The organism is Comamonas sp. C11, assembly GCF_024496285.1.
Lineage (GTDB): Bacteria > Pseudomonadota > Gammaproteobacteria > Burkholderiales > Burkholderiaceae_C > Comamonas > Comamonas testosteroni_F.
This window is the reverse complement of the sequence record NZ_CP101743.1, coordinates 4,467,984-4,482,877: the sequence shown is the minus strand read 5'-3', so window position 1 is coordinate 4,482,877 and position 14,894 is coordinate 4,467,984. Positions and strand designations below refer to the sequence as shown.

Annotated in this window: 14 protein-coding genes; 8 read left to right on the top strand and 6 right to left on the bottom strand. The window is 60.4% G+C overall.

Annotated features, from left to right (window positions below):
- Nucleotides 1-54: 54 nt before the first annotated feature.
- A complete protein-coding gene (locus tag NOX35_RS20655) occupies nucleotides 55-972 on the bottom strand; it encodes a LysR family transcriptional regulator (protein WP_034353716.1) in 918 nt (305 codons plus the stop codon).
- Nucleotides 973-1,080: 108 nt separating this feature from the next.
- Between NOX35_RS20655 and gcl the strand changes: the two genes are divergently transcribed.
- From gcl to glxR, 3 genes are all read left to right on the top strand, one after another.
- Nucleotides 1,081-2,871: a glyoxylate carboligase gene (gene gcl / locus NOX35_RS20650; protein ID WP_256494560.1), complete on the top strand. Its 1,791-nt coding sequence runs from the start codon at nucleotides 1,081-1,083 to the stop codon at nucleotides 2,869-2,871.
- A 162-nt stretch (nucleotides 2,872-3,033) separates the two neighbouring features.
- Nucleotides 3,034-3,837 carry a hydroxypyruvate isomerase gene (gene hyi / locus NOX35_RS20645; protein ID WP_182284057.1) on the top strand — a complete coding sequence of 268 codons (804 nt, stop codon included), beginning with the start codon at nucleotides 3,034-3,036 and terminating at the stop codon, nucleotides 3,835-3,837.
- 172 nt (nucleotides 3,838-4,009) lie between these two features.
- A complete protein-coding gene (glxR, locus tag NOX35_RS20640; RefSeq protein WP_003063991.1) occupies nucleotides 4,010-4,921 on the top strand; it encodes a 2-hydroxy-3-oxopropionate reductase in 912 nt (303 codons plus the stop codon).
- Nucleotides 4,922-5,018: 97 nt separating this feature from the next.
- Here glxR and ggt read toward each other — a convergent pair whose 3' ends face one another.
- Nucleotides 5,019-6,848, bottom strand: a complete 1,830-nt coding sequence (gene ggt / locus NOX35_RS20635) for a gamma-glutamyltransferase (RefSeq protein WP_256494559.1) — start codon at nucleotides 6,846-6,848, stop codon at nucleotides 5,019-5,021.
- Between the two features lie 325 nt (nucleotides 6,849-7,173).
- Here ggt and uraH point away from each other — a divergent pair, with 325 nt between their 5' ends.
- A complete protein-coding gene (gene uraH, locus NOX35_RS20630; protein WP_003070903.1) occupies nucleotides 7,174-7,524 on the top strand; it encodes a hydroxyisourate hydrolase in 351 nt (116 codons plus the stop codon).
- A 136-nt stretch (nucleotides 7,525-7,660) separates the two neighbouring features.
- Here uraH and NOX35_RS20625 read toward each other — a convergent pair whose 3' ends face one another.
- Entirely contained in the window at nucleotides 7,661-8,050 is a 390-nt protein-coding gene (locus tag NOX35_RS20625; protein ID WP_256494557.1) for a DoxX family protein, read from the bottom strand.
- Nucleotides 8,051-8,376: 326 nt separating this feature from the next.
- On the opposite strand from NOX35_RS20625, the gene NOX35_RS20620 reads away from it, so the two are divergent.
- Nucleotides 8,377-8,961 carry a YSC84-related protein gene (locus NOX35_RS20620; RefSeq protein ID WP_182284053.1) on the top strand — a complete coding sequence of 195 codons (585 nt, stop codon included), beginning with the start codon at nucleotides 8,377-8,379 and terminating at the stop codon, nucleotides 8,959-8,961.
- Between the two features lie 87 nt (nucleotides 8,962-9,048).
- Here NOX35_RS20620 and NOX35_RS20615 read toward each other — a convergent pair whose 3' ends face one another.
- Complete coding sequence (locus NOX35_RS20615; RefSeq protein WP_003073284.1) at nucleotides 9,049-9,459, bottom strand: hypothetical protein; 411 nt, start codon at nucleotides 9,457-9,459, stop codon at nucleotides 9,049-9,051.
- Between the two features lie 265 nt (nucleotides 9,460-9,724).
- On the opposite strand from NOX35_RS20615, the gene xdhC reads away from it, so the two are divergent.
- Nucleotides 9,725-10,555 carry a xanthine dehydrogenase accessory protein XdhC gene (gene xdhC / locus NOX35_RS20610; RefSeq protein WP_256494555.1) on the top strand — a complete coding sequence of 277 codons (831 nt, stop codon included), beginning with the start codon at nucleotides 9,725-9,727 and terminating at the stop codon, nucleotides 10,553-10,555.
- Nucleotides 10,556-10,846: 291 nt separating this feature from the next.
- The gene (locus NOX35_RS20605; RefSeq protein ID WP_256494553.1) at nucleotides 10,847-12,139 is read left to right on the top strand and encodes a urate hydroxylase PuuD; all 1,293 of its coding nucleotides are present in this window, start codon (nucleotides 10,847-10,849) and stop codon (nucleotides 12,137-12,139) included.
- A 239-nt stretch (nucleotides 12,140-12,378) separates the two neighbouring features.
- Here NOX35_RS20605 and NOX35_RS20600 read toward each other — a convergent pair whose 3' ends face one another.
- On the bottom strand, nucleotides 12,379-13,176 hold the full coding sequence (locus NOX35_RS20600; protein WP_256494552.1) for a helix-turn-helix domain-containing protein: 798 nt from the start codon (nucleotides 13,174-13,176) through the stop codon (nucleotides 12,379-12,381).
- Here NOX35_RS20600 and NOX35_RS20595 point away from each other — a divergent pair.
- A complete protein-coding gene (locus tag NOX35_RS20595; protein WP_256494551.1) occupies nucleotides 13,175-13,942 on the top strand; it encodes an MSMEG_1061 family FMN-dependent PPOX-type flavoprotein in 768 nt (255 codons plus the stop codon). The genes NOX35_RS20600 and NOX35_RS20595 overlap by 2 nt on opposite strands.
- A gap of 4 nt (nucleotides 13,943-13,946) precedes the next feature.
- On the opposite strand, the gene NOX35_RS20590 is transcribed toward NOX35_RS20595, so the two are convergent.
- Nucleotides 13,947-14,651, bottom strand: coding sequence for a TetR/AcrR family transcriptional regulator (locus NOX35_RS20590; protein ID WP_256494550.1), 705 nt, complete (start codon nucleotides 14,649-14,651; stop codon nucleotides 13,947-13,949).
- Nucleotides 14,652-14,894 lie beyond the last annotated feature (243 nt).

Genomic DNA, 14,894 nt, shown 5'->3' with positions numbered 1-14,894 from the left:
CGTTAGCGCACAGCGCGTACAGAGAGGGGGAAGGCGCGAAGCGCCTCAGGGGGGCTAGCCCCCTCGTGGCAGATCTTCCCACCAGGTATCGTCGAATTTACCCTGAAGGAAGGCGATGAAGGACTGCACCTTCTGCGGCACCAGGCGCGGCGAGGGATAGACAGCGTGGATTTCCTGCTCGGGCAGGCGGCAGGTCTTGAGCACTTCCACCACACGTCCGTCCTTGAGCGAGTCCTGGGCCACGTAGCGCGGCAGGGCCGCAATGCCCATGTGCGAGCGGGCCGCGGCCAGCAGGGCGGAGAGGTTGTTGGAGCGCAGTCGCCCGGTGACGGGAATCGACACCGGCTCGCCGCTGGCATTGCGCAGGCGCCAGATGTCGTTGCCCTGCACGCTGCTGTAGATCAGCGTGGAATGCTCCTTGAGGTCCGAGGGGCGGCGCGGCGTGCCGTGCTTGCGCAGATAGGTGTTGGACGCCACCAGCACCCACGGATTGACGCCCAGCATGCGCGCGCCCAGCGAGGAGTCGGCCAGCTTGCCCAGGCGCAGCGCCACGTCGATGCCGTTGGCCACCAGATCGGTGTAGCGGTCCTCGAAGCTCAGATCGACCTGCACCTGCGGGTTGTGCTTCATGAAGTCCATGGCCAGCGGAATGAGTACACGGCGCCCGAAGGCCACCGAGCTGCCGATGCGCAGCTGACCCTGAACCTGGGTCTGGCGCACCTTGACCACGTTCTCCGCCTCGGCCACGTCGCTGACGATGATCTTGCACTTTTCGTAGTACAGCGCGCCGGCTTCGGTCAGGCTCACGCCGCGCGTGTTGCGGTTGAGCAGGCGCACCTTGAGGCGGGCCTCCATGGCAGCGACCTGCTTGGTGACGGTGGGTTGGGTGGTGGCGAATTCCTGTGCGACCTTGGTGAAACTTCCGGTCTCCACCACGCGCACAAACATGTGCATCGCGTCGAGTCTGTCCATGGGCTCATCTCCTATTTATTCTTGGATGGAATAAATTTTATGGTCTGCAAGCAGCTTCCGGCAAGCAAGGGTCTTGACTAAAGTTCATTTCAGTTTGAAGGAGACCTCATGGCCAAAATGAAAGCAATCGAAGCCGCAGTCCGCGTGCTCGAAAAAGAAGGTGTTAGCGTTGCATTCGGCGTTCCCGGTGCTGCCATCAATCCGCTGTACGCAGCGCTGAAGGACCATGGTGGCATCGGCCACATTCTGGCCCGTCACGTCGAAGGCGCCAGCCACATGGCCGAAGGCTACACCCGTGCGGTGGCCGGCAATATCGGCGTGTGCATCGGCACCAGTGGCCCCGCCGGCACCGACATGATCACCGGTCTGTACTCGGCCAGCGCCGACTCCATTCCAATCCTGTGCATTACCGGTCAGGCACCTCGCTCGCGTCTGCACAAGGAAGACTTCCAGGCCGTGGACATCGCCTCCATCGCCAAGCCCGTGACCAAGTGGGCCACCACCGTTCTGGAACCAGCCCAGGTGCCACGTGCCTTCCAGCAGGCATTCCACCTGATGCGCTCCGGCCGTCCCGGCCCCGTGCTGATCGATCTGCCCATCGACGTGCAGCTGGCCGAGATCGAATTCGACATCGACACCTACGAGCCCCTGCCTGCCTACAAGCCAGCTGCTTCGCGCAAGCAGGCCGAGAAGGCCATAGAGATGCTCAACGAATCCGAGCGTCCTCTGCTGGTCTCCGGTGGCGGCGTGATCAACGCCGATGCTTCCGAGCTGATGGTCGAGCTGGCCGAGATCCTGAACGTGCCCGTGATCCCCACCCTGATGGGCTGGGGCACCATCCCCGACGATCACCCCCTGATGGTCGGCATGTGCGGTCTGCAGACCAGCCACCGTTACGGCAACGCCAACATGCTGGCTTCGGACTTCGTGTTCGGTATCGGCAACCGCTGGGCCAACCGCCACACCGGCTCGGTCGAGGTCTACACCAAGGGCCGCAAGTTCATCCACGTGGACATCGAGCCCACCCAGATCGGCCGCGTGTTCGCGCCCGACTACGGCATCGTCTCCGACGCCAAGGCGGCTCTGGAGCAATTCGTTGCCGTCGCCAAGGAGTGGAAGGCTGCCGGCAAGCTCAAGTGCCGCAAGGCCTGGGTGGCAGAGTGCCAGGGTCGCAAGAACAGCGTCGAGTACCTGCGCAAGACGAACTTCGACAACGTGCCGATGAAGCCCCAGCGCGTCTACCAGTGCATGAACCGCACCCTGGACCGCGACACCACCTATGTGTCCACCATCGGTCTGTCGCAGATCGCCGGTGCCCAGTTCCTGCACGTGTACAAGCCTCGCAACTGGATCAACTGCGGCCAGGCCGGTCCTCTGGGCTGGACCACTCCCGCCGCCCTGGGCGTGCGCGTGGCAGATCCCCAGCGCAAGATCGTGGCACTGTCCGGCGACTACGACTTCCAGTTCATGATCGAAGAGCTGGCCGTGGGCGCGCAGTTCAAGCTGCCCTATGTTCACGTGCTGGTGAACAACAGCTATCTGGGTCTGATCCGTCAGGCACAGCGAGCTTTCTCGATCGACTATTGCGTGCAATTGGCGTTCGACAATATCAACATGGATGAGGGTGATGCGACCCGCGGCTACGGCGTTGACCATGTTAAGGTCGTTGAAGGTCTGGGTTGCAAGGCAATTCGCGTTCATCGCGCCGAAGACTTTGCCCCCGCCATGCAGCAGGCCGAAGCCTGGATGGCCGAGCACAAGACCCCTGTGGTGATCGAGTGCATCCTGGAGCGTGTGACCAACATCTCCATGGGCGCCGAAATCGACAACGTGGTCGAGTTCGAAGACCTGGCGACCGAAAAGGCCGACGCGCCCAGCGCACTGGCCCTGCTGGACTGATAGGAAAACTCCCCCTGAGCGGCTGTGCCTAGGCGGCCCCGCCGCTTCCCCCTCTCTTGGCGGGAGGGGGATGACGCCTTCGCTGCGGGGCGGCGCGGCCGGCTCAGGCCCTTGCTGGGCGTCCGCCAGCCCCACTATTAACGATTACCGGAGACTTTTATCATGCCCCGTTTTGCAGCCAACCTGAGCATGTTGTTCACCGAGGTACCTTTCCTCGAGCGTTTTGAGCGTGCCGCAAACGCAGGCTTTGAAGCCGTGGAGTTTCTCTTCCCCTACGCTCATACCGTGGAAGAGATCAAGGAGCGCCTGGACGCCACCGGCCTGAAGATTGTTCTGCACAACCTGCCTGCCGGCGACTGGGACGCGGGCGAGCGCGGCATTGCCTGCGACCCCAAGCGCGTGGACGAGTTCCGCGCCGGCGTGGCCAAGGCCGTGACCTATGCCCACGCCCTGGGTGTGCCCCAGCTCAACTGCCTGGCCGGCAAGGTTCCTGCCGGTGTTGACGCTGCCGTGGTGCGCCGCACCTTCGTGGAAAACCTGCGTTTTGCTGCCGCCGCCCTGAGCGCCGCCAACATCCGCCTGCTCATCGAGCCCATCAACCCCTTCGACATCCCCGGCTTCTACCTGAACCGCACGGATGAAGCGCTGTCCATCCTGGACGAAGTGGGTGCGTCCAACGCCTTTGTGCAGTACGACATCTACCACGCCCAGCGCGTGGAGGGCGAACTGGCTGCCACCATGCAAAAGCAGCTGGGCCGCATCGGTCACATCCAGCTGGCTGACAACCCCGGTCGCAACGAACCCGGCACCGGCGAGATCAACTACCCCTTCCTGTTCGCACACCTGGATCGCATCGGCTACGACGGCTGGATCGGCTGCGAATACAAGCCCGCCAACGGCACCGAGTCCGGCCTGGGCTGGCTGCAGAAGATCGGCGGCTGGAGCAAGGTCGCCGTGGCTGCCTGAACGGATGAAATGGCCTGTGGCGCCCGCTCGCAAAGCGCCATCGGCCATCGAATTTGAGTAGGACTTACGCAAACAAGAATGCAACAACGGCCTGTCTCCTGAGACAGTCGTCTTGCCTGAACCCGCTTTGCGTAAGTCGTGTTGAGTATCAAGAAAACTGAGGAGTACAACCATGAACGCATCGTCTCTCAAGCTGGGCTTTATCGGTCTGGGCATCATGGGCGCGCCCATGTGCGGCCACCTGATTGCGGCCGGCCACCAGCTGTTCGTCAACACCGTGGGCAAGGTGCCTGCCAACATCGCCGAAACCAGCGCCACCCAGTGCACCACCGCTCGCGGTGTGGCCGAGCGTGCCGACATCATCTTCATCATGGTGCCCGACACTCCCGACGTGGAGAAGGTGCTGTTCGGTGAAGACGGCGTGGCAGCCGGCCTGAAGGGCAGCTCCGGCAAGATCGTGGTCGACATGTCCTCGATCTCGCCCGTGGCCACCAAGGACTTTGCCAAGCGCATCGAAGCCGCTGGCGCCCAGTACCTGGACGCTCCCGTCTCCGGCGGTGAAGTCGGTGCCAAGAACGGTACCCTGTCCATCATGGTCGGCGGCCCCGATGCCGCTTTCGAGCGCGTCAAGCCCCTGTTCGACAAGATGGGCAAGAACATCACCCTGGTGGGCGGTAACGGCGACGGCCAGACAGCCAAGGTGGCCAACCAGATCATCGTGGCGCTGAATATCGAAGCCGTGGCCGAAGCCCTGCTGTTCGCATCGCGCGCCGGTGCAGATCCTGCCCGCGTGCGTGAAGCCCTGCTGGGCGGCTTTGCCTCTTCCAAGATCCTGGAAGTGCATGCCGAACGCATGATCAAGCGTACCTTCGATCCCGGCTTCCGCATTGCCCTGCACCAGAAGGACCTGAACCTGGCACTGTCCAGCGCACGTCAGTTGGGCGTGTCCCTGCCCAACACGGCTCAGGCACAGGAACTGTTCAACAGCTGCGTGGCCCACGGAGGCGCAGCCTGGGATCATTCGGGCATGGTGCGTGCCCTGGAAATCCAGGCCAACTTCGAAATCGGTCAGAAGGCTGAATAAAGAGAGGTGGGGAGGGCGGCCACTGGCCAAGCGTACGGCCAGCAGCCGCCTCAAGTGAAAGCCGCGCTCGGGGGAGCGCGGCTTTTTTTGTTCAGCGTCAGTACCCCATGGTCTTTCCGTCAGGGTTGCGCGGGTCCGAGGCACCGCGCAGCAGGCCGTCACGGATCTCGATGGTCTGCGTGCGGCCCATGGATGCCTTCAGTGCCACCTTGTGGCCCCATTGCCTGAGCAGGGCCAGCGTATCGGGGCTGAAGCCCTTTTCGACGCGCAGCTCGTCAGGCGTCCACTGGTGATGAAAGCGCGGCGTGGACGCCGCCTCGGCCGGGTTCATGCCGAAGTCGATGTGATTGACGACTTGCTGCAGCACCGTGGTGATGATGCGCGCTCCGCCCGGGCTGCCGGTGACCAGAACCGGCTTGCCGTCCTTGAGCACCAGGGTCGGTGTCATCGATGACAGCGGCCGCTTGCCAGCCTGCACGGCATTCGCATCGCCGCCCACCAGGCCATAGGCATTGGCCACACCGGGCTTGGCCGAGAAATCGTCCATCTCGTTGTTGAGCAAGATCCCCGTGCCCTTGGCGACGATGCCGCTGCCGAAATTGGTGTTCAGCGTGTAGGTCACTGCCACCGCATTGCCGGCTTTGTCCACCACGGAGTAATGGGTGGTCTGGTCGCTTTCATAAGGTTGGGGCCTGCCGGGCCGGATGTCCTTGCCGGGCCTGGCCTGCTGGGGCCTGATGCTTGCAGCCAGCTCGCTCGCATAGCTCTTGGAGATCAGTCCCTTGAGCGGAATCTTCACGAAGTCCGGGTCGCCCAGATACTCCGAGCGATCGGCATAGGCGAGCTTCATGGCCTCGGTCATGTAGTGCACGCTTTGCGCACTGTCGGCACCCCATTGATTCATGGGCCAGCGCTCCATCATGTTCAGGATCTGAATCAGGTGCGCGCCGCCCGAAGAGGGCGGGGGCATGGTCACGATCTGGTAGCCGCGATAGCTGCCGCGCACGGGTTCGCGCTCGGCCACCTTGTAGTCGCGCAGGTCCTGCAGGCTGAGGGCATTGGCATGCGGCGCCATCTCCGCGACGATCTTCTGCGCGATCGCGCCCTGATAGAAGGCTTTGGCACCCTGCTGGCTGATCAGGCGCAGGGACTGCGCCAGATCCTTTTGCACCAGCCTCTGGCCGGTTTGCAGCGGCGCGCCGTTCCTCCAGAAAACGGCCTGGGTGGCGGGCCAGCGGCCCATGTTCTTTTTTTCCTGATCCAGAGTCTTGGCCAGGGTGACGCTGACAGGATAGCCCTTGTCCGCCAGCGCAATCGCCGGAGCCATGACCCTGGCCAGAGGCATGCTGCCCCAGCGCGACAGCGCGTGCGTCATGCCTGCCACGGTGCCGGGCACGCCCACGGCGTAGTGGGTGTAGAGCGATTTGCCGTCGATGACCTTGCCGCCTGCATCCAGATACATATTGCGTGACGCTCCCCTGGGGGCCACTTCGCGGAAGTCCAGTGCAATGTCCTTGCCGCTCTTGGCGTCGTGCACCATCATGAAGCCGCCGCCGCCGATATTGCCGGCATTGGGCAGGGCCACGGCCAGCGCAAAGCCTACGGCCACGGCGGCATCGACGGCATTGCCGCCGGCCTTGAGAATGTCCACGCCGATCTGTGTGGCCAGCTCCTGCTCCGAGGCCACCATGCCGTTCTTGGCGATGACGGGGTGAAAGACATCCAGCTCGAAGTCATATGCGGCAGCGGCTGCCTGGGCGGCGGCGGTCTGGGTGACGGCCGGTGCTGCAGCCTGGGTAGCGGCATCGTTAGGGATGGCCGCGCGTTCGTTGCTGGCGGGCTCTAGCGTGGCCGTGCTGCTGCAGGCGCTCAGGCCGGCCAGAGCGATGAGCAGGCTGGCTGCCAGGGCGGTGTTGCGCAATTGCATGCGTTGTCTCCTGTTCGCTTGATGAATCGGGCCAGTGTATAGAGGCTGATAAAGAAGCCAACCGGGCAGAGCTGGCTATGTGCCTGAAAGTCAAGGCAGAAAAGCCTTTGATGGAGTACAAGAACTGTATACACTTTAGCGATCAAAGCGCTGCGCTCACGCGCGGGAAGGCTTTGTGATGGCATAGATGTTTCAGGGCTTGCGCAAACAGGAATGCAACAACGGCCTGCCTTCTGAGGCAGTCGTCCTGCCTGAACCCGTTTTGCGTAAGTCGTGTGTTTGATACAACCAAGGGCAGTGGCAAACTGCCTGTGAGGAGATTTCCATGGGCCTGAGCACCCACGTTCTCGACACCATGAATGGCTGCCCCGCCGCAGGCATGGCCGTCGAGCTGTTTTCCACCGAAGGCGACAAGGCCACGCTGATCAAGAGCCTGGTGCTCAATCACGACGGCCGTACCGATGCGCCACTATTCGACAACAACACGCTCAAGGTCGGCACTTACCGCCTTACCTTTGATGTTGCGGCCTACTTCAAGGCCCGTGGCGTGCAACTGCCCGAGCCCAGCTTTCTGAACAAGGTGAGCCTGGACTTCGGCGTGGCCAATGTGGAGCAGCACTATCATGTGCCTCTGCTGGTCAGCCCCTGGAGCTACTCCACCTATCGCGGCTCCTGACCGGGTCGCAGGTCTCTCGACCAGGGAGACATGGCAAAAACAAGAGCGGATTGCGTACTTTATTTCGAGGTTTCAGCATGAAAAGGCATTGAAACCAAGATATGACAGGCGCAAGCCGCTCCTGTTTTTTGTGGACTTATTTGCCCTTGGAATAGGCCATGGCCACGACCAGGGCGCTCACGAAATAAAAGGCCTGCAGCTCCAGCGCCCAGCCGCCGGTGTTGTTGAGCATCAGAATCTGCCGGGTGTGCATCAGCGCAAATGCCACCACCATATTGATGGCAATCACCAGTGCGGCCGGTACCACCCACAGGCCCACCAGCAACAGCAAGGGCGCGATCACTTCGCCCAGATAGACCGCATAGGCGAGAAACCCCGGTGCACCCAGACTCTCGATCTTCGCCTCGATGCTGCCTATGCCATAACGAATCTTGGCCCAGCCGTGCAGCAGCATGAGCAGGGCCAGGGTGACACGCAGCACAACCAGAGCTGCCTTGGGGTGGTGAAAGTAATTCCAGAACTTCATGAATTTCCAGTCGTCCGCGCGATGCTTATATCAACAATGCTAGCGCCTGTTTCAGACAATTCGTCTGATTGCCTATGGATGAGGCCAAGTGTTGTCTTGTGTTCATGTTGTAGGTATTTTTCGACAACTGCGCTTGCCTTCTGTAGGCCAATGGCGCAAGCTGTAACCGCTGAGTTTTATCGGCAACGCTGCGCACTAGCATCGTGCCAACCCTGTTTCTGACAGCTTTGCATCGGGGGGATGTGCAAAAGCGACTCAATGTCGGACTGCAGGACCTTCTACCTCTGAAATGTGTCTACACATTCATCCCATGAAAGGATATAGGTATGCGTCAAATTTCTCTGCGTTCTGTTGCGATGGCTGCAGCACTGGCTGCCGGTGCCATGGCCATGACGGCCTGCACCACGACCAAGCCTGATACGGCATCGGCTCCCCGTGCCGATTCCACAACGGTCAATACCCGTGCCAATGCAGCTCTGGAGCGCCTGTACCAGACCGCACCAGGATCCAAGGAGATGGTGCAACGCGCCAAGGGGGTGCTGATCTTCCCGTCGGTGATTGGCGGCAGCTTTGTGGTCGGGGTGGAGCATGGTCGCGGCGTGCTGCGCGTGGGCGGTCACAACCGTGGTTTCTACAGCACGACAGCGGCCTCTATCGGATGGCAAGCCGGTGGTCAGTCCAAGGCTGTGATCTATGTGTTCAACACACAGGAAGCACTGGACAAGTTCCTCAAGAGCGACGGCTGGTCCGTGGGGGCTGATGCCACCGTTGCCGCAGGCAAGATCGGTGCCAACGGCAGCGTGGACACCACGACCGCCCAGGCTCCGGTCACCAGCTATGTGCTGACCAACGCGGGTCTGGAAGCGGGCGTATCGCTGCAGGGCACCAAGATCACCAAAGTGGTCGAATAAGCCTCGCCTGTCTTTTCGCAACAAAAAAACCGGCCTTGGCCGGTTTTTTTGTTGTCCGATGCAGCTCGCTGCATCGCTGTGATGCGTTTACTGGCCCAACTGACCTTCGGTCAGGGTGTCGAGCTGGAAGCGTCCCGACTTGTCCCACAGCCAGGTGTCGGTATAGGTCACGCTGCGGCCCGCAGCAGGGAAGGGGGCAGCGGAGCGCACGGCTCGCTCGATCTCGGCCACCACTTCGGGGGCATGGCTTGGCTTGCGCATCCAGTGCAGGTTTTTCACGCGGCCCTGGCCGTCAAGCTGAACTTGGAGCACGCCGATCGCATACAGCATGGGCGGCAGCATGCCTTGGTAGATGCGGCCGGAGTTGCGTTCATACAGATGCTGGGCGGCCTGCTTGCGATAGCCGGGGCTGGCCTTGTCGGCAGGCGTCGTGCCGATGGATGGGCTTTGAGGTGCGATCTGACAGGCGGTCAGCACCGCTGCAACGGCAGCCATCATCCCGGTCCGCAGCCAGTTCAGGGGGCTGCGGGCTGGTGTGGCGCGGGTGGGGTCGTGGGTTTCAGACATGCCGCCAAGCGTAGCCGCAAATGGACGAAGGCAGCTGCCTGGGGGCGCAATTCTGACGCCTCCTCGTGAAAAATCTGCAACGACTCGTCAAATCCGGTCCGGATATGCATCCGATTAATGTGCTCATACGCTTGTCTGTCTATTGCGACTCGCAAAATGCATGAACATCGGTCATCAAAGCAATCGGCGTTCGGTCATGTGGAGTGAAACACAGCAAGGAATCTTGAACCGCCTGGTGCAGCAGCCGCTGTGCTTGGTGCAGGTACAGGCCACTCGTGGCTCCGTGCCCCGTGAGGAGGGGGCCTGGATGGCAGTGTTCGCCGACGATGTGATGGGGACGATCGGCGGTGGTCATCTGGAGTGGCAGGCCATTGCCCAGGCGCGCCAGTTGCTGGCGCAGTGGGACGCAGACCCTGCAGCGCTGCGCGAGCATGTCCAGCGGTATGCGCTTGGCCCCAGTCTGGGTCAATGCTGCGGCGGTGCGCTGGAGCTGCACTTTGCATGGTTTGATGCCCGTGATGCCCAACGTCTGCGGGCCCTGATGCCCGAGCCGTCGCAATATGTGGCCTTGTTCGGCGCGGGCCATGTGGGGCATGCGCTGGTGCGCATCTTGCACAGCTTGCCGTACCGCGTGATCTGGGTGGACAGCCGTGATGCAGTCTTTCCCGTGGAAGATCAGATAGGGGTGCAGTGCGAGCATTCCGATCCGGTGCAGGCTGCGGTGGCACAGCTGCCGCCGCAGTCGCAGGTGCTCATCATGAGCTTCAGCCATGCCGAAGACCTGGAGGTGGTGGCGCAATGCCTGCTGCGCCAGCGCGAGCGAGGAGATCTGCCTTTTGTGGGGCTGATTGGCAGCAAGACCAAATGGGCCAGTTTCAGCAGCCGCCTGCGCAGTCGAGGGTTCAGCGATGCAGAGCTGGCTCACATCACCTGCCCGATCGGCGTGCCGGGCATTACCGGCAAGGAGCCCGAGGTGATCGCTGTGGCGGTGGCTGCACAGCTTCTGCAGCGCTTGCCTGCGAGCTGATGGTGCAAGGAATGTCCTGATCTGGTGCATGTTGCCGCAAACATGCTGTTACCTGCCCTAAAAATCAGGCCCGATCCTTGCATATCGCTCTTGTATTAGGGAAATCTCTAGGATGGTTTATCCCTGATTCGAGAGTTGTGGCAGCAAAAATTGCATACACTTTCGGTCGACAGAATGGTCGCAGCGGTGCCCCGTGTGTAACGTCCGGGAGCGCGGCCTTTTCTTCTGCTCAGAGCGCCCGCAGTGGTGAGCAGGTTGTTCGGCAGCCCCACGCTGCCAAGGTTGAGAGCTATGGAAAGCTACATTCTCGACTGGGCCGGCCTGCTGTTGCGGTGGCTCCACGTCATTACCGCGATCGCCTGGGTCGGTTCCTCCTTCTACTTTGTGTTCCTGGACAGCAGCTTGACGCCGCCCGTGGATGACGACCTGAAGAAACAGGGCGTTAACGGCGAACTCTGGGCTGTGCACGGTGGCGGTTTCTATCACCCCGTCAAGTTCAATGTGTCTCCTCCCAAGATGCCGGATCACCTGCACTGGTTCTACTGGGAAAGCTACACCACGTGGCTGTCCGGTTTTGCCCTGCTGACGGTCTCCTATCTCTGGAACGCCAATATCTATCTGGTCACTCCCGGCGACCCCAATGCCATGAGCACCGGCGCCGCTGTGGCTTCGGCTCTGGGCTTCCTGGTGGTTTTCTGGCTGCTGTATGACTTCATCTGCCGCACCTTCGGCCAGAAGAAGAATGGCGACGCCACCGTCGGTGCCATGGTTCTGGTTCTGGTGTGTATCGCAGCCTACCTGGCTTGCCACATTTTTCCCGGCCAGGCAGCCTTCCTGCTGATGGGCGCGATGATCGCGACATCCATGAGCGCCAACGTGTTCTTCTGGATCATTCCTGGCCAGCGCAAGGTGGTGGCTTCGCTCAAGGCTGGTGAGCCTGTGGACCCACGTCACGGTCAACGTGCCAAGCAGCGCAGCGTGCACAACACCTATTTCACGCTGCCCGTGCTGTTCGCCATGCTGTCCAATCACTATGGCTGGTTGTACAGCCACAAGCTGAACTGGCTGGTGCTGATCGGCATGATGTTTGCCGGTGCTGCCATTCGCCAGTTCTTCGTGATGCGCCACGGCTACAAGCTGGGTCGCAACAGCCACCCCTGGCCTTACGCTGCTGTCGGCGTAGCTGCTCTGCTGGCTGTGTTTGTCTGGCTCAAGCCCGCTCCTGTGGCTGCAACTGCTCCAGTGGCGGCTGCTCCTGCGGCACCCGCAGCCCCTGCAGCTGAAGTTGCAACTCCTGCAGCCGAAGCCGCATCACCTGCTGCTGCACCCGCAGCCGCTGGCGGAGAAGGCTTTGCCAAGGTCAATGCCGTTTTCCAGCAGCACTGCGTGGTGTGTCACGGCACGGCCATCCAGCAAAAGGCGGTTCGTCTGGACTCCCCCGAAGCGGTGAAGTCGCACGCCCAGCAGATCTACCAGCAGGTGGTGCAGCTGAAGAAGATGCCTTTTGGCAATCCTGGCGCACTGTCCGAGGACGAGCGCAACCTGATCAAGACCTGGTATGAGTCCGGCGCTGCCGTGAACTGATCATCAGCTGTTCGGGGTAATTGAAGTCGTAGGCAGCGATCTGGTATCCATGCGGCTTTTTGTGGAGCCAGGTTGCGTCGGCAAAGACTAGGCTCCTTCTCCTCGTAAAAAGCGCTCCTTGCGAGCGCTTTTTTATTGAAATTCAACACTCAAGTCTCGGTGACGCAGTGTCGAGCGAGACAACTGCAGCAAATGAAAGTGCGAAGTCAGCCTCGGGCTGAGGACTCAATCTATCCCTGCTAAGCGGCTTTCAAGCGTGATCGATAACATGCCGGCGTTTCACCGAAGGTCCGGCGAAACAGGCTGATGTAAGCACTGATACTCGCATAGCCGAGATCGAGTGCAATGGCTGTAATGCTTATGCCTTCGGCCAGCATTTCAAGTGATCGCAATAGGCGTGCACGCTGGCGCCAAGCCGTGAAATTAAAGCCTGTCTCGCTGACAAACCTGCGACTGAGAGTGCGCGAGCTGATGGCCCCGAAACTTGCCCAGTCATCGATATTGCGCTCGTCGGCCGGATTGGCTATCAACGCTCTGGCGATACGCTGCAGACGCGCATCTGCTGGTATAGGCAGGCCAAACTCCTCAATCGGCAGGCTTCTGATCTCGTCCAGAACCACAGCGCATATATGTGCTTGTGCTTGACTCGATAGATCGGAGGCTTGCGGCATGGAGCTGGCAATACGCAGCACCGCTTCGCGCAGCAGGCCCGATACCCTGATGATGCAGGGTTGTGCCGGCAGGTTGGCGCATGCGGCTTCTGTCACATAGGCACTCCAGCCATGGTAGGGGCCGAAAGAGCGCCCCGCGTGAGCATGATGGGGAGGAAGCCAGACGGCATGTATGGCCGGCACCACCCAGAAACCGCCATCGACCTGCACGGAGATCAAGCCTTTGATTGAGCCAAACAATTGACCGCGTGCATGCTGATGCATCTCGGAAGACAGTTCGCTTTCCAGCATCCGAGTGGCTGCTACAACACTGGGCCCATCAGGGGAGTCCATATAGGAGCCCAACAGATGCATGAGATCGGACATGGCGGATTTGAGTTATCTAATGGCCGATAAATTCTACAGCCGCCATATCACCCAGGCCTACGCTTGCAACTTTCCTCAAACACAGGAGTTTCACGTGCCTTCATCAAAAGACTCGGCGGATCAAGGATTGCAGAAGAGCAGTCAGTCAGATATGGTTGATCTGAATCGGCTATACGCGCGCCCAACGGAGCGAATTCAAAACGCGGTTCTCGATCATTTGATGGATTTCCACAAGGAATATTTGGCAAAAGCTACGTTTTTCTGTCTTGCCACGGGAGATGGGAATGGCTTGGATGCATCGCCACGCGGAGGTCCTCCCGGTTTCGTGCGGGTACTGGATGCACGTACCTTGGCTTTTGCGGACTGGCCCGGCAACAATCGCATTGCCTCCTTGCGCAATCTTCAGAATGACGACCGGTTGGCGATGCTGTTTCTCTTCCCAGGTCTGGAAACCTTTTTGCGAATCAATGGACGTGGTCGAGTTTCATCAGACGGTGACTTGATGCAAGAGTTGCGAGAAGGGATCAAGCTGCCAAAAACTGCAATAGTGATTCGGATCGATGAAGTGTTGTTCCACTGTGGACGAGCCATCAATCGCGCCCGGTTGTGGTGTGGCGAAAGTCATCTGGACCCAAATCATCTACCTACGGTCGGAGAGGTGATGGCTGGCTTGGCCCAATTGCAGGGTGACGCTCAGCTCACATCAGAACAGATCGTTCACGCAAATGAGCGCTACTCAAGAGCCGTAAGAACTGAGCTTTATTGAGCGGTCACAGCTTCGCTCTATCTCTGTCCGTCTCTGCCGCTTGCCCTCCGGTCTCGCAGGACTCGAATTTCTTGTTTATGCGGGCGCCGATCTTGGGGTCTGGCCTGTTTTCGAGTAACCCCAGAGCCCCTGCTATCAAGGCATGGGTTCCCTCCAGCAATTCTGCCTCCATTTCTGCCTCTTGCAGTTGCCAGTCCGCTTCGTCAAGCGGCTCCAGACGGGCTGCGGAATACACCGTGTCGGCGGCAGAGATGCAAAAGAAGGTCACGGTGGAGAGCAGCCAGCGTGATTGTTCCTTGGTGATGCCGTAGGCCTGTGCAATATGGGCCTGATGGGCGCTGATCTTCTCCAGCATGGCCGGTGTGGCCGCCAGGCGGCGAATCACGAAGGGAGTGACGCCGGGGTGCGCTTTTACGAACTGTCGTGTGGACGCAGTGAACCCCATGAGGTATTCCTCCAGCCCGATCTGCTGAGGGCTTGTTGCCTGCGGCAACTCCCAGCGCTTGAAGATTTCTTCTGCAATCAGGTGCTTGAGTGCTTCCAGGCTTGGCACATGCTTGTAGAGCGCCATGTGGCTGACGCCCAGTGCAGCGGCAACGCCGACAAACGTAATGCCAGGAAGGCCGATGGAAATTCCGGCGTCTGCAATCTTCTCTCTGGTGATGGAGCGTGGTCTCCCACGAGTCGAGGGCTTGGATGTGTGGGGCATACGCTTGTTCTCAGTCTCTGGGCGAGATTGTCGGTGATTCACATCACTTGCCGTAGACCTATTGCTTGAATCGTTTTGAATTAGTTTATCATCATGCAACTAATTCGCATCTGGCTTCTCATTCGCATTTTTGTGAGAGATAGCTTTCTTCCATATCGAATGTCTACCTCTGAATCGCTTGCAGTTGCTGCCAGACCCGCGCAGCCGATCGCTCGGATATTCGCGCCTGTTCGCGGGCGCTTG